The following is a 15305-nucleotide window of genomic DNA, read 5'->3' on the forward strand; positions in this document are numbered from 1 at the left end:
CCAGCAATGGCGGCACGTTTGCGCAGCAGCCGGCAGTGACGCTTCGCGACGCTTACGGCAATACACGAACAGGGGATAACGCAACGGTAGTGACCGTCAGCAAGAAGGATGGCGGGTCATGGACGCTGACCGGTACGACTACAGTAACCGCAAGTGCAGGTGTAGCGACATTCAGTGATCTTGGCGCAACGAATGCGGCGCAGGTGACGGGGGCGCAGTTGGCTTTCCAGGCGGGCACATTGGCGGAAATTACGAACTCTACGGTTAAGTTGCCTGCTCCGGCTGGCGCACAAACAGCGACAGCGGCAGCAGCGCTGACACCCGTTGCTGGTGCGAACAATACCGTAACGCTGACGGTGAAGGATGCGCTTGGGAATACGGATATGAATTTCGACGGGGACTATGACGTAACGATCTCTGGCGTGAAGCAAACGCCGAACGGTTCATACGGCAGCTTTGCTGGAACGACGTTAACCAGCGGATCACAGACGATCAGCGTGAGCTTCACCGACGGAGTGGCTACGCCTATCTTGGTGCTGCACAAGGCTGACGAGCAGACGATTGGATTCAGCATCGCAGGCGTAGCGAATCCCGCGACGAACACGCAGGCGATTACGCCAAGTGCGGGCGACTTGTCGGCGATGGAATTAACGCAGGATATTACGGCGCCTGCAGCCAATGGCGGACAGTTCGCACAGCAACCGTTCGTGAAGCTTGTCGATGCTTACGGCAATATACGAACAGGGGATAACAGCACGATTACCGTGGCGAAGAAGGATGCCGGGAATTGGAATCTGACCGGCACGACTGTAGTAACAGCAAATGCAGGTGTAGCGACATTCAGTGGTCTTGGCGCAACGAATGCGGCGCAGGTGACGGGAGCGCAGCTCGCGTTCGATTCATCAGGACTGGCGCAGATTGCGAGCCAGTCTGTGATACTCCCCTGGCCTGGAGTAGCTGCGCCGAGTGTGGAGTCTGTTACAACGGGAGACAGCCATGTACTATTGTCTTGGAGTAAAGTGTATGGGTCAGTCAGCTACGCCGTGTACCAGGGGAGAGCTTCCGGCACCTATGGAGATGCGGTAGCTACAGTGACCGGATTCGTTTATGATGCCACCGGATTAACCAATGGGACAACGTATTATTTTGTTGTGAAAGCCGTGAATCCATCCGGAATCAGCGCAGCTTCTAATGAAGTGAGCGCAACGCCGCAGGTTACAGCGCCTGGAGTACCGGTACTGGGGCCTGCTACACCGGGAGATGCCCGAATAAGCCTAACGTGGGATCCGGTGATCGGTTCCACGGGGTACAAAATATTCAAAAGCACGACCTCTGGCGCTTATGGATCAGAGGAAGTTTCGGTAAGCGATTCGGTATACGGCTATGAGGTAACAGGATTAATGAATGGCACAACGTACTATTTTGTCATCCAAGCGACGAACCCGGGAGGAGACAGTACTGCATCCAATGAAGTGAGCGCAACGCCGCGAACGGTTCCAACAGCTCCAACGGGCGTAATCGCGGTAGCTGGTAATGGACAAGCAACGGTAAGCTTCACTGCTCCGGCGAATGGCGGAAGCGACATTACTTACTACGAGGTTACGGCTATTCCAGGAAATATTACCGTAACAGGGATGGGGAGCCCGATCACGGTAACAGGGCTATCCAACGGAGTTACGTATACGTTTACGGTGCAAGCTGTCAATAGAGCGGGCAGCAGCGCGGCTTCCGACGCCTCTAATTCCGTGACGCTGAGAAAACCGTCCGGCAGCAGTAATACATCGACGCCATCTTCAACGTCTGCGGCACCTACTACGATACCTGATCCGGTATCGACGCCTGGTTCTCCAGTGCCTACGGTTGATGTATTTAACAGTAGCATTGTTAATGAAACTAATTTAGTAAAGACGATTGAATCCAAAGTAGCGGAAGCGAAGGAAGCAAACGCTACAATTGATTTTGCTGACACACAAGGGCACTGGGCTGGAAAGACGATCGATGTTTTCATCAAATTGCAACTGATTAAAGGCTACGAAGATGGTACGTTTAGGCCGAATAGTCCTATCACACGCGCTGAGTTTGCAGCGATTCTGAATCGCGCGTTCAATATCCAAGGTAGCAGCAATACGAGTGTTGTATTGAAGGACATTGGTAATAGCTGGGCGAAAGAAGCGATTGAGAACTTTGTAGCGGCAGGGGTAATCAAAGGATACGATGACGGTACGTTCAAGTCGGATCAAACGATTACACGTGAAGAAATGGTTGTCATACTGTCCCGCATTGTAAACCTTAACGACCTGGTGAAGGACACAACAAAAGGCAATTTCAATGATCTGAATGGTTCTTATGCAGCTAGCGAGATCCAAGCAGAAGCGCAGGCAGGTATCGTTAGCGGTAAAGGGGATGGGAAATTCGAACCCAAGAGCAATGCCACACGTGCAGAAGCGTTACAGATCATCTTGAATGTGCTTGAGCTTAACCCACAGTTGAAGAAGTTGTTGGATTCACTTAGCTAGTATCTGTGAAGGACGCCCGATCGGGGCGTCCTTCATTTCGTTGTAAACGTTCAAATAGCTTGTAGCTATGAGTAGTCATCTCTTGACCTTCAATGATAATAGCCCAACCCAACCCAATGATTGTAATAGGCAGATCGAAGGCACCTATTCAGGTGCCTTCGATTTCGCCTTAGAGATGATACGCTGAACCTTATCATCGTTAGTGGTAAAGCAGAGAATAGAGCTAAATGTTGAAGCGGTAGCGATAAATATGCAGGACGGAGCTTAAATTGTCGAGGTACTCGACACACGTTGAGTGCTGTGTGTCGGTAGTGAGAAAGCATTGATTTAACGCCACATTTACCTAAATATATAACCTGCAGAGCCCAAGTGGTGATACCGCTTGGGCTTTATTTTCTTGCAATTGAGAGTAAAAGCCACAATGTTCTAAAGTACTGTTAATGTTTCAAAACATGTGAAGACTTTAATACAGTGGACTAAAGGGGATTAAAAACCCCTCGCATATTTAAGCCCGTTCAGTGAGCGTTTTTTTTACCCTTATAAGGGAGGGGAAATAGACATCTTTTAGACAGCGATATGAATTAGATAATCTTTTTTGGAAATCACGTAAGCATCTGGTCTATTAACAAGCGTATTTTTATGTGTAAATAACATGAAAATCTCTTATTCGCTTGACATTATGATATTAAAAGTAATATATTGAATGAGAATATATTACCTGTGACAAGGGCGGCGATGTATATGAAACTGGCGTCTTTCTATAAAAACAGTTTGGTACCTACTTATGAACGTGTCAATGTATTAAGCAAAGCAACCATTGCAGTTATCGAAACTTTACAAGATAATATTCCCGACCCTGAACTTGTCGATGACTCTAGACCGTTTGTTCGTCGACAGGACGTAATGAATGCAATCCTCAAAGCTGTAAATCATTTGCCAAAGGATTGGAGAATGTCTGCGAGAAAGAAAAGAGCTGGTGGGAATTTTAACTATGTTGTGGTTCACTTTGAGGATCTTAACCTTAATCTTATACCGATTCACCTCCTATCCTATTCCAAGCTCCCAAAACCAAGCAGATATCGTGGCGATATTTCGGCGTTCAATCTCGCTGTAATGAAGGATCGAGGTATGGTATCAGACTTGGAGTTTCAAACACATTTTAACTTTGATAACGAAACTTCGTTAGTTACTGAACCAGACATTCCGTCTAATATAAAAGACATTCCCTTTGGTTTGTTTCTAATTTATGATGGTACTAATGCAAAGGCGCCAATACGTCTCGCTGCCTTAACACCTGATCAAGAACGTTATATTTTCTGCGATAACATAGAGTTATTGAAAGAATACAGCCAATCGAATGAAATTGAAGTTGAGACTCCTATCGAAATGAAAAAACAGCGCAAGCTGAAGTTAGAAACGTCTCAAGTGAAGGAATATCAGGATGTTCCAAACGTAGTAATAAAAAAGGATAGAGTAAATAGAATGAGTGATGAAGATGCAAACACAATTTAATCCTAAAAAATTATCCTCAGCTAGAACTGCAAGAGGGTTTACCATTAAAGAATTAGCTGAGCGAATTGGGATCAGCAAACAGGCAATATCACAATTTGAGTTAGGTCAGGCAATTCCAAAGGCTGAAACGATGATGCTCATTGTAAATACACTTGATTTTCCCAAAGGCTATTTTTTTGAAACCGAAGAGGAACAGTACGTCGGTAATACATATTTCCGGGCTTCCGCTTCAATAACAAAACGAGTCAGAGAAATGCAGAAGGAACGAGCTGGGTGGGTTTCAAAGGTGTATAATATCTTGAATCAATATGTTGAATTTCCAATTCCTAACCTGCCCGACCTTTCGTATTTTACTGATGGAGAATGGGATACAGACCGAATAGAAGAATTGGCAATTACAACGAGGAACCACTGGAAACTTGGAGATAAGCCAATCAACAACTTAGTTAACGTTTTAGAAAGCAATGGAGTTATTGTTGCTTCAGTTGAACTGGGGAGTATAAAAGTGGATGCCTTCTGTCAGCCGAGATCTGGAAGATCATTTATTATTCTGGGAGAAGATAAGAAATCGGCCTCCAGACGACATTTTGATGCTGCTCATGAATTAGGCCACTTGTTAATGCATTTAGATGTTCACAATCAAGATAGCCTAACTAAAGAGGAATTCAAGCTAATGGAACAGCAGGCTAATCAATTTGCCTCTGCCTTTCTTTTGCCTGAAGATGCATTCTCTTCAATGGTCTCAAGTGAAACGACTTTGGATGGTTACACAGAGCTTAAGAAGTATTGGCGTGTATCCATTGGTGCGATGATTCACCGTGCTAAAGACCTAGGGATAATATCGCTGAGTCGATATACTTCATTGCAGAAGCAAATCTCAATGCGCAAAATGAGACATAAAGAGCCATTAGACGATGTACTGCCTGTTCCATATCCAACATTGTTTAAAAAAGCCTTTGAGGTTATTCTGCAATCAGGTATTGATGGGTTTGAATTGGTACAGAAACAGGTTCGTTTGAATCCCAAAGATGTAGAAACTCTTTGTGAGTTGAATCCAGGAACATTATCTCTTAGAAAAGAAGATTCTGTTATCAAGCTAAGGCACTTAGGACAACATCAGGCTAACTAACAAATAGTGGTAATTAATTGAAGAGAGGCTTTCAGCTTACTCTTCTTTTTTTTGTGAAACTAAACAATAATGCGTACGTAGCTGTCGTACGTATCTGTCAAATAAGAGGTGAAATGATGAGTTACACCATTGAATTTATAAAATCAATGTTTCCGGATTCACTAACTGCGGCTATTGCCATTAGTATTACAATCTTGGTTTTTTGGATGTATAAAGAGCTTAGGAGCACTTTCCTTGAAAGTAGTAAATCTAATCAACAGCGGATTGATAAAGCTCTTGATGTTTATTCAGACTTAGAATTTGAGATATTCAAATATTTTAATGGGAGGTCTGACTTTTTTACTGTTACCGAAAAAATATCAAAGACTGTTTCTTTATTACCCTATGACTTATTAAAAAAGTATATTAAATTCAAAGTAACAACTGATGAAGCCTTGAAGAATGACTTACTACTCGAGTTTCATAAAGAGATAGAGAGTGAGATATACAGGCTTAAATTAAAGCAAATTGATTCGGTGACCTTAAAAAACGATAAAGGCATATGGTCTAGTGTTGATCTCTATATAAGAACAAAGGTTGCTCCTTTTGGTATTCCCTTAATATACACGTATCTTAATTTAACGCTACTAATGCTGTTAGCACTACTCACTATCTCAATAGTAGGTGCCGCTTCAATAGAGCAACAGATAATGATCTTATCTTTATTTCTTTCTGGAATTTTTTATTTTGCGGTTTTATATCTTATTATTAATGAAGGATTTATTAAAAAGCGATTCAAACATTCTCTTACTAACTGGATTGTATTTCTTATTTTTGCGATTGGACTGCCTCTAGTGGTTTTTTTTACAGGGTTTTGGTTCAAGGGTATTATTGTTCTTATATTAGTATTTATTTTTGCTTATTATGCGGGAAGAAAGTCTATGAGAGAGCCAGTAGTGTAGCGCCTCCTTTAAACAGTATTCAACTTATAAAGTTGTTGATGTGAGAGGAGTCTGGCTCTATTTGTACATTAACTTGAATTATGAGAGGACGAAGTACTATGCGTACAGAACTTGATAAGCTTCTAATTGATTTTGGGGCAGCTCTCTCACCACATGAACATCATCAATATATCCCAAAACTTCGAGATTATTTAGTCCCCTACATACTTAATGAGAAAAGACATGTTAGTAGTCTTGAGTCTCTATTTAAAAATGAATTCACTAGGAATGATGTAATAAAAAGCACTGAATATTATGTTGTACAGAATAAAAATGTGAGAAGTAAAGGTTCAATCGATGATTTCTTAATTGCTTTAAATCAGTTATCTGTAGAATTATTAAATGAAAAATATCCTAATCCTAATCTAAGAAATATTCAGCCCTATACTAAATTGAATCAGGAAGTTGAAGCGAATCTTGAACGATATGGGCGCATTTTAAAGGATAGGGAAGCAAATCCAGCTATTGATGAAAACCAGTTTTTACATCTATGCAATATACTTAACTCTGACTTGACAGATTCTCATAAATCACTACAAGTAACGGTGATAATAAAGTTGATTTTACTTTATGGCTTTAAATTCAACAGAATAGCGGATTTTACATTAGAGGATTTTGATGTTGAACGGCGTTTACTTAAAGTTAAGCGTGAGCAGTTCAATAATGAAACAATTGATCTTGAATTACCTTATTCTTTATATCTTGATCTGAAGAAATATCATGAATTAAGAATTACTTTAAAAACAGACAACAATCTCCTATTCCTAACAAGTATATTTACTACTGTTAATCCCAGCTTCTTGAATGATATTTTAAATAAGGCGAGGGATACTTATTACGATAAGAAAATTATAGATAGTAGTTTGAAAAACCCCTTTACTACAACGGGATTGTCTAAATTTGCAATAATTAATATGATACTCGAAGGAATTAATCAATCTACAATAATCGATATTACAGGTGTTAATGAGATAATTTATCGTAACTGCCAAGAAACAGTGAATGGTGAGTTGAAGGGGAATTATAATAGGTACATCAATTATAAGTTACGAGCTATCCAAACATATGACATTCTATAAATGATTTTAGTGTTGAGAACAATTGAAATAACCTTTATGGCTTGAAAAGTTACTATTGAATGAATGCCTAATGCCTAAGGTTTTTGTTTTACTATAATTGAGATTTTATAGTATTGCTCAATTGTATTAATTGAGAAGAGGACTTAGCCAGAGGTACTGCAAGCTTTGTCATCGAGCATAAGAAAATAGCGAAGACACATGAACTGTGCAGAGAAGTTATCCAAAAAATTCAGAGTTTACGGTGGGCAAGGCATGTTCTTATTGGTCAATTAGAGTCATTGTAAAATATTGAGCATATTTCAAGAGCAGGCCGTTGGACTAAAACTAGCTATTGAATAAGTTCCTCTTCTACGGTAAGATCAATGAACTTTTACCTTGGGAGGGGATTTGATTGCGACAACAACAACTGCCTGAATGGGCTAAGCCATCGTTTGATGGACGCTTTAATATGTTAGCAACCCTCGCTGGGAAACAACAAGAAATTGAACCTTTGCGGCTGAAGCAGGTTGAACTAGAGGATCAGTTAAAGCAGGAAGTAACCCCACGACAATACCAGCTTTTACTCGAATGGGAGGAGACGTTGAATCATCGCAATGCCCTAGAAAAGGAATTTATGTTTCTGGCAGGGATCAAAGATGGGATGAAGTGTCTAAAAGAGCTCTATGAGTTTGCTTCAGATTAATTGAATGCCCTATCATTGATAAAGAGCGGAAGATAAGCCTAAGTGCTTACCTTCCGCTCTTTATTGTGCGCCGAGCATGGGCGTTATCTATAGGGTGAAAGTCCCGAGTGACGAAGGCAGTAGTAGTCATTAGCTTAAGACAAGGGTGTCCTCCGCGAGGTGGAATCTGAAGGAAGTCGGCGGCAAACCTCCGGTTCGAGGAACACGAATCTCATATAAGGCTAACGTTCGTTGGATGAGGCTGCAATACAAGTCAAAGTCCTTACTGCCGAAGGCGAGCGGGAGTAAATGAGGCGAATAGATGGAGGGAAAGATAGCGTTCTTACCTGGGGAGATCTGTACGGAACGCGGAGCAATCTCCGTAACCTTGCTTGTGAAAGTAGGCTGAACGTACAGAAGTCAGCAGAAGCCATAGTACGCATGGTGTTGCAACATCTGCGGAAGGGCTGAACATGAAATAGGCATTTGTACATCAAGGCGTTCAGGATGAGTGTTGAAAGCAGAAAATCCGAAAGGACCTGACTGGAGAAGGAAGCGGTGAATTCCGTTTGGGGCTTCGGCAGGGCAGAATTCATCTCTGGCACAAGAGGAAAGTACAAATCACGTAAGGAGTTGTAGAAATGTTGGAGCAGTTGCTGTCACGAGAAAATCTTCTAGCGGCACTAAAACGTGTGGAATCAAATAAAGGAAGCCACGGCGTAGATGGCATGTCCGTAAAAACCTTACGTGAACACATCAAACAAAACTGGCAGACCATACGACAAGCGATAGAAGAGGGAACCTACCAGCCTAGCTCCGTACGTCGGGTCGAAATCCCGAAACCGAATGGCGGAGGCGTAAGGAAGTTAGGTATACCTACCGTGATAGACCGAATGCTACAGCAAGCAATTGCCCAAGTGTTAACACCATTGTTTGACCCACAGTTCTCCGAACATAGTTATGGATTTCGCCCAAAAAGGCGAGGACATGATGCCGTGAGGAAAGCTGGAGGATTCATGAAAGAAGGCTATCGATTCGTAGTCGACTTGGACTTGGAGAAATTCTTTGACTGCGTCAACCATGACCGCCTAATGATGAAGATTTCGGAGAAAGTGAAGGAGAAGAAAGTCCTCTTGCTCATTCGGAAATATCTTCAAACGGGAGTAATGGAGAACGGGTTAGTTAAACCGACACCAGAAGGAGCACCGCAGGGTGGGCCACTGAGTCCGCTATTATCTAACATCGTACTAGATGAACTGGACAAAGAATTAGAGAAACGTGGACACCGATTCGTTCGCTATGCGGATGACTGTAATATTTATGTGAAAACGAAAAGAGCAGGCGAACGAGTCAAGGCATCGGTAACCCAATTCATCGAGAAAAGACTGAAATTAAAGGTAAACCAAGCCAAAAGTGCGGTAGACCGTCCATGGAAACGAAAGTTTCTCGGATTTAGTTTTAGTGTGAACAAAGATCCGAAGGTAAGAATTGCAAAACAATCCTTACAGAAAGCGGAGTCTAGGATTCGAGAGATTACTTCTCGAAGAAAATCGATGAAGATGGAAGAGCGAATTAAGGAACTGAACCAATACCTTATTGGATGGTGCGGATACTTCTCGCTTGCGGACACGCCAAGTGTCTTTCAGCATCTGGATTCGTGGATACGAAGAAGGTTACGAATGTGCCTTTGGAAACAATGGAAGAAACCGAAAACCAAAGTCAAAAGGCTTATATCCTTAGGCATGCCCAAGGATAAAGCCTTTGAATGGGGAAATACCCGAAAGGGGTATTGGCGAATTGCACGAAGCCCGATTCTGAGCCGAGCATTAAACAATCTCTACTGGGAATCCAATGGATTTAGATGCTTGATGGACAGATACAACAAATTACGGAGTATTTCATGAACCGCCGTATACCGAACGGTATGTACGGTGGTGTGAGAGGTCGGGGGCTAGTCGCCCCCTCCTACTCGATTTCAGGATCTAAGTTTATCATATTCGATTTCAATTAAATGAAAGAAAGAAGAAGGCTTAATATTCAGCCCATCACATAGTTCAAATATCTTGCTGACAGAGGGCTCGTTTCGACCTACCTCTATCATGGAGATGTAAGAGCGATCTACCTCACATTTTCCAGCTAAGTCCTCTTGACTTAAGCCCTGCTTTATTCGTATAGCTTTTAAGGTTTTACCGATAACTTGTTTGATAGTTTGCTCATTATGGTTCAAAGGAAAAGACTCCTTTTAAAACCATTATCAGTGAGCTATAATAGTAACAACCAGATAAGGTGTTCAACAAAATAGCAATAATATACATTTGTTGTTTCGTTTTTTTATAAACTCGATCTATTTTAGAGGTATTCAAACAGCTATTGAAAAAATAGCAGTTTGTTACAAAACTAATTGTCTACTGTTCAACGTAATGGTAAAGTTATACATAGTAATAAATGGAATATTAGAACATATGTTCCTATATGTGAGATTCTTATTTTGGGTATTGAGATTAGTCTTATATCTCGTCTACTAGATTTTATTTTTAAGACATTAGATCTCACCTTAAATCAGTAGTACAGGGAGAACTGAAAAGCTGTGAAGTAACAGAAATGAGAACCACGTTGAATAAAGAGCTCACTTCTGCCAGTGCAGTCACCTAGATAAATTCACCTCCAAGCAGAAGGAAGCTCAATTTAATCATACATATGGAGGTTTACGTTCATGAAGGCAATCAGAATGCGTGTATTAGCCCTAGCAGGCGCAGTAGTATTAAGCAGTTCATTATTATCGACTGGGGTAGTCGAGGCGAAGTCGGGCAATGTGGGTATTCTAGCAGCCACTTCATCTAGTAGTGAGTATACAACTGTCAAAGTCGAAATCGACGGCAAGCTCCAGACTTTCGAACAATCAGCTGTCCTGATTGGAGGAAGTACCATGATCCCGATGCGGAGCATCTTTGAGTCACTCGGGAGTACTATTACTTGGAGCCAACAAACACAAACAGTAACAGCCATCAAGGACAACACGAAGATCGTACTAACAATCGGCAAATCGACAGCAACAGTTAACGGTAAAACGGTTCAGCTTTCCAAAGAAGCTGTAATTCTCAATGGCAGTACACTCGTCCCCCTGAGATTCGTTTCGGAGGCTCTTGGAAGTACTGTGAGTTGGGATAACGTTACTAACACAGCTTCTATCACCAGTGTAGGCGGTACGGTAGTCACCCCACCTGCATCCAATGTCGTTAATGGTATCAAAGTACTCTACGGAAAGCATGATTATGCTTCCAAGAGCCAGAAAGAGTATGACAAGGTAATGGAAATCGTTAATAAAGCAATGGATGGCTACAAGAATAAGAAGTATTATGATAGCTACCCACAGAAACAAGCTTATGTTGATTTTTACTACAACGGGGTAAAATGGAATGGCACTGCAGACACGGATTACGACTCTGCAGTTTTTGATGCCGAACAGAACGTCAAGACAATGAAAGCCGCAGGTATAACTGACCTTAACGTAATGCTTGAGGTAATCCAATTACGTATCATCGCAATCAACCTAGCAGGAGGTTCAGCAGTCGTAGTACAAAAGCCTGGGATAGAGAGTGCGTACCAACTTTTAGTTGGCGGAGAAAAAGATTGCGATTCGTATTCGCAAGTGGTCGCGGCGATTTTCGATGCTGCAGGTTACAATACAGCTATTCAGGCAAGTGCAACACATGCTGATCCTTTAGTTGAAGTTTCAAAGGGTGTTTGGTTTAATGTCGCATCGGGATTTGACTGTGTAGCGAAACTACCAACTGCCACTTCCTTAGCTACTTCTAATGGTTCTTACTTGTTAGTAACTCCGACTTACTAAGAAACAGGGGAGATTACGAAATCTCCCTAATCTTTTGATCATTTCAGGACAGCTTTTTATAGATTAATGTACAGATAACATTGCAAAGTAGCAATAAGAGGAGGAAAAGAGAATGCGAAAGATAACCAGTACAGTATTGGCTTTGTTGTTGATGCTGACACTAATTGTACCTTCAGCATTTGCGGAATCAACGAAGGCATCTGCCTCCTATACGGAAGTCACCGTCACCATTGATGGTAAGCAGCAGGTCTTCGACCAACAATCAGCGATATTGATGGATGGATCAACTCTTGTCCCCATGCGCAGCATTTTTGAACGTCTGGGCGCAACCATAACTTGGAATCAGCAAACTCAAACCGTGACAGGTATCAAGGATACTACGAAGATCGTTCTGACAATCGGCAAGACGACAGCAACGGTCGACGGTAAAATAGTTCAGCTTGCTAAGGAAGCAGTAGTTCTCAATGGCTCGACTCTAGTACCTCTCCGTTTCGTATCCGAGGCACTTGGAGCAACGGTAGGTTGGGACAATGCTACTAACACAGCTACAATCAACAGTGTGGATGGTACAGTAGTAATCACTCCACCTGCATCTAATGTGGTGAATGGTATCAAGGTGCAGTTCGGGAAGCATGATTATGCTTCAAAGAGTCAGAAAGAGTATGGTAAGGTAATGGAAATCATCAACAAAGCAATGGATGGTTATAAGAATAAGAGCTACTATGACAGTTACCCTCAGAAACAAGCTTATGTTGATTACTACTTCAATGGGGTAAAATGGAATGGTACTTTTGACACTGATTACGACTCTGCAGTTTTTGATGCACAGCAAAATGTTAAGACGATGAAAGCAGCAGGTATAACTGACCTTAATGTTATGCTTGAGGTGATTCAACTTCGACACATTGCAATCAAATTAGCAGGAGGTTCAGCGGTTGTAGTGCAGAAGCCAGGAGTTGAGAGTGCATATCAACTTTTAGTTGGTGGGGAAAATGATTGCGACTCTTATGCTCAGACATTAATTGCAATTTTCGATTCAGCAGGATACAGCACAGCTATTCAGGCATCTGCTACACATGCAGATGCATTAGTTAAAATTCAGGGTAGTTGGTTTAATTTGTCAACGGGCGTGGATAAAGTAGCAAGTATCCCTACTGCCACTACTCTAGCAAGTTCAAATGGTTCTTACTTGTTAGTAACTCCGACTTATTAAAAGTAAGCTTTATAGTTATCTAGTAAGAGATGCTCTTTTAAATAGAGTATCTCTTATTTTGTTTATAATTAACTTGGCTTAATCCAACTTCCACTTCCTTATTTGATAACTATCACCCTGACAAGCACATAAATATAGTTCGGTATATCAAGAGTTTGGCACTAGATCTAGGTTGCAACGATATGAGACGTTTATCCAAAAACGGACAGACGTCTTTTTTCTGTCGTATATATTCTGGGGTATTCATGGGGTACTCCTGCCTATTGTTTTCACTGTAACGGAATGGTAGAGATCGGTAACATTCTTTGATACAATAATTATATTAAGAGTTTATTGCCGAGCTAGATTATTGAAAGTGAGGAGAATAGTGATGACATTACAGAGGAAGAAACAATTCGGGGTTATTGAGACACAGAAAACATTAACGGAAACTAGATCTACCGAAAAACATAAGGAGTTAGTAAATCCAGCTGAGCATTTCGATATAAAGTTGTTATATGGTCGTCATCCTGCGTACAGCAAATCTACATATGCCGTACAATTCACTAGTAGGCTAGAGGGCAGAGATTCTTCTTGCTACTTAGAGGTGGAGCTTCGCGAGAAGTTTGAGGAGCACTTGAAGGAGCTCTGCGTATTTGGTGAAATTTCTCGCACCGAGCTACTAAAGGTAGCCGACTATGTTAAACAGCTTAAGATACAAGGGGTATTTGAACGAGTTCCTGATCTACTTCAAGCAATAGAAGGACAGGCTGACATTTCCGAAAGTCAGGAGCTGTATGACCTTGCAGTCGAAAGCATAGTGGAAGATCTCGCAGCATACCCGACCGTTACTAGCGATCATTATCGTCATGGCGTGAGTTCGGGTGTAATCCTGGACAGCGATCCTCTTCGCAGGAGGTTTGGCTCTGAGGTTGTTGGGATAACTACTGAATCAGTGTATGAAATCATAGGCTTAGAGCCTAGTCCTCAAAATAAAGTACGACTACAAGAGGTAATTAAAGCTTGGTATAGCATGGGGTATATTATCAAAAGAAGTAAGGATCGCTGGCAGGAGGCGTTTCGTCCAAACGAGAGTATTAAGGACGCAAAGCGTTTCTATCTCCTAAAGGTTGAGGGTTTGAATGAGCATCTCAATGTGGAAGAATCCGTCCCTACCGAATGAGGTACAAGCATAAAGTTCACCCAAACAAGGGTCATGACGACAGCGTAATCTCTTATATTGGGGGTAAGGCTGCCCTTATCAACAATATCGTCCCTATTATTAATTATGCCTTAGAAGCATACTCGCTAACAGAATATATGGAGCTATGCGGCGGTGGAGCTAGAATGCTCCTTTCATTAGAACATAGCCGTTTAACAAGGCGTGTGTACAATGACATTGACGAGAGCTTGTATGCCCTCTTCTCCTGTCTCACTGAGCCCTCTCTAACGTATGAGCTTATGGCTCTGCTAGAAGAATGGGGTATCAGCGAGGAACGGTATTTATGGGCAAAGCAGGTTCGTTTAAGCAGTCGCTTGGGTGATGAGGGGTATGACATTGTTACCGCAGCAGCCTGTGCTTTTGTAGTTACGAGGCAATCACGAGCAGCCACTATGAATAGCTTCAACCGATCCATCTTGACAGCTGAAAGATCCCGTTCCTACATGCGAAGGGTGCATAATCTTTACAGCTTCTTACCGACCATGGAGGGTGTAGAAGTAACGAACAAGGACGTTCTTGAAGTCCTCCAAGAAAACCGTAATTGGGGTAGGACATTTATATATATCGATCCTCCATATACAAATCAGGAAATGATCGGGGACAAACACTATAGAGTTAACTGGTCGAACGAGGATCACGAAAAATTAGTTGATCTCCTTCTTACTCATCCTGCAGCCATAGCCCTCAGTTGTTACGATAATAGTCTATATAGTAGCAGGCTCGTTGGTTGGACGAAGGTATATTTGAAAAAACTTCACATATCCAGTTCTGGGGTGAGCGGTCGTTTCGCTGAAGAGTTCTTGTGGGTGAATTTTAAAGTTTCTGGCTCACTTCTTGAGCATATATCGGAGTTCGATTATAGTCAGGAGTAGAGGTTTTTTGATCTTTCGACACTGGATTTCACTGGTTTGATAATTAGGAAAATACCTAGACATAGGTAAAAATACCAACAGATACGCGAAGTTTCGGAGAATACCTGCTCTATTTCTAAGTGCTTGTTAATCATCGGTAATAACTTCGTGAAGTCCTTTATGTTGAAAAACGTAGAGGGCTTTTTGTTTGCGTTTATATTCTCTTGGGGTATTGCTCAGCCCTTCTGAGATGCTGTTGGCGTTCTCCGGTATTTTAAGGCTGGGTATATCCGACTACGCAATCTTATATGCC

12 protein-coding genes are annotated in these 15305 nt (G+C 41.9%); 11 read left to right on the plus strand and 1 reads right to left on the minus strand.

Annotated elements, in window-relative coordinates; genetic code table 11:
- The 7 genes from BM210_RS10495 to ltrA all read left to right on the plus strand — a co-directional run.
- Nucleotides 1-2516, plus strand: a 2516-nt coding sequence (locus BM210_RS10495; protein WP_371263455.1) for an S-layer homology domain-containing protein, incomplete at its 5' end; no start/stop codon positions are given.
- Nucleotides 2517-3257: 741 nt separating this feature from the next.
- Nucleotides 3258-4028 (plus strand): hypothetical protein, encoded by a 771-nt coding sequence (locus BM210_RS10500; protein ID WP_091167724.1) that lies wholly within the window; start codon nt 3258-3260, stop codon nt 4026-4028.
- Entirely contained in the window at nt 4012-5157 is a 1146-nt protein-coding gene (locus BM210_RS10505) for a helix-turn-helix domain-containing protein (RefSeq protein WP_256223481.1), read from the plus strand. The genes BM210_RS10500 and BM210_RS10505 overlap by 17 nt, the downstream gene beginning before the upstream one ends.
- Before the next feature lie 113 nt (nt 5158-5270).
- The gene (locus BM210_RS10510) at nt 5271-6098 is read left to right on the plus strand and encodes a hypothetical protein (RefSeq protein ID WP_143101034.1); all 828 of its coding nucleotides are present in this window, start codon (nt 5271-5273) and stop codon (nt 6096-6098) included.
- Nucleotides 6099-6196: 98 nt separating this feature from the next.
- Nucleotides 6197-7216: a hypothetical protein gene (locus BM210_RS10515; protein ID WP_091167729.1), complete on the plus strand. Its 1020-nt coding sequence runs from the start codon at nt 6197-6199 to the stop codon at nt 7214-7216.
- Between the two features lie 391 nt (nt 7217-7607).
- Nucleotides 7608-7898: a hypothetical protein gene (locus BM210_RS10520; protein ID WP_256223482.1), complete on the plus strand. Its 291-nt coding sequence runs from the start codon at nt 7608-7610 to the stop codon at nt 7896-7898.
- Nucleotides 7899-8518: 620 nt separating this feature from the next.
- The gene (ltrA, locus tag BM210_RS10530; RefSeq protein ID WP_091167732.1) at nt 8519-9781 is read left to right on the plus strand and encodes a group II intron reverse transcriptase/maturase; all 1263 of its coding nucleotides are present in this window, start codon (nt 8519-8521) and stop codon (nt 9779-9781) included.
- 71 nt (nt 9782-9852) lie between these two features.
- Here the strand turns inward: ltrA and BM210_RS10535 are convergent, their stop codons facing one another.
- The gene (locus tag BM210_RS10535) at nt 9853-10104 is read right to left on the minus strand and encodes a helix-turn-helix domain-containing protein (protein WP_256223483.1); all 252 of its coding nucleotides are present in this window, start codon (nt 10102-10104) and stop codon (nt 9853-9855) included.
- A gap of 486 nt (nt 10105-10590) precedes the next feature.
- Between BM210_RS10535 and BM210_RS10540 the strand changes: the two genes are divergently transcribed.
- From BM210_RS10540 to BM210_RS10555, 4 genes are all read left to right on the plus strand, one after another.
- The gene (locus BM210_RS10540) at nt 10591-11727 is read left to right on the plus strand and encodes a stalk domain-containing protein (protein ID WP_091167734.1); all 1137 of its coding nucleotides are present in this window, start codon (nt 10591-10593) and stop codon (nt 11725-11727) included.
- Nucleotides 11728-11839: 112 nt separating this feature from the next.
- Nucleotides 11840-12940 carry a copper amine oxidase N-terminal domain-containing protein gene (locus tag BM210_RS10545; RefSeq protein WP_091167735.1) on the plus strand — a complete coding sequence of 367 codons (1101 nt, stop codon included), beginning with the start codon at nt 11840-11842 and terminating at the stop codon, nt 12938-12940.
- Between the two features lie 370 nt (nt 12941-13310).
- On the plus strand, nt 13311-14102 hold the full coding sequence (locus tag BM210_RS10550) for a hypothetical protein (protein WP_091167737.1): 792 nt from the start codon (nt 13311-13313) through the stop codon (nt 14100-14102).
- Entirely contained in the window at nt 14099-15013 is a 915-nt protein-coding gene (locus BM210_RS10555; RefSeq protein ID WP_091167738.1) for a DNA adenine methylase, read from the plus strand. The genes BM210_RS10550 and BM210_RS10555 overlap by 4 nt, the downstream gene beginning before the upstream one ends.
- Nucleotides 15014-15305: the final 292 nt, after the last annotated feature.

The organism is Paenibacillus sp. 1_12 (assembly GCF_900114475.1).
Taxonomy (GTDB): domain Bacteria; phylum Bacillota; class Bacilli; order Paenibacillales; family NBRC-103111; genus Paenibacillus_S.

Excerpts from the sequence above, each read along its gene's own strand:
- BM210_RS10500 (WP_091167724.1), top strand. The coding sequence starts at position 3,258 with ATGAAACTGGCGTCTTTCTATAAAAACAGTTTGGTACCTACTTATGAA.
- BM210_RS10505 (WP_256223481.1), top strand. The coding sequence starts at position 4,012 with ATGCAAACACAATTTAATCCTAAAAAATTATCCTCAGCTAGAACTGCA.
- BM210_RS10510 (WP_143101034.1), top strand. The coding sequence starts at position 5,271 with ATGATGAGTTACACCATTGAATTTATAAAATCAATGTTTCCGGATTCA.
- BM210_RS10515 (WP_091167729.1), top strand. The coding sequence starts at position 6,197 with ATGCGTACAGAACTTGATAAGCTTCTAATTGATTTTGGGGCAGCTCTC.
- ltrA (WP_091167732.1), top strand. The coding sequence starts at position 8,519 with ATGTTGGAGCAGTTGCTGTCACGAGAAAATCTTCTAGCGGCACTAAAA.
- BM210_RS10540 (WP_091167734.1), top strand. The coding sequence starts at position 10,591 with ATGAAGGCAATCAGAATGCGTGTATTAGCCCTAGCAGGCGCAGTAGTA.
- BM210_RS10545 (WP_091167735.1), top strand. The coding sequence starts at position 11,840 with ATGCGAAAGATAACCAGTACAGTATTGGCTTTGTTGTTGATGCTGACA.
- BM210_RS10550 (WP_091167737.1), top strand. The coding sequence starts at position 13,311 with ATGACATTACAGAGGAAGAAACAATTCGGGGTTATTGAGACACAGAAA.
- BM210_RS10555 (WP_091167738.1), top strand. The coding sequence starts at position 14,099 with ATGAGGTACAAGCATAAAGTTCACCCAAACAAGGGTCATGACGACAGC.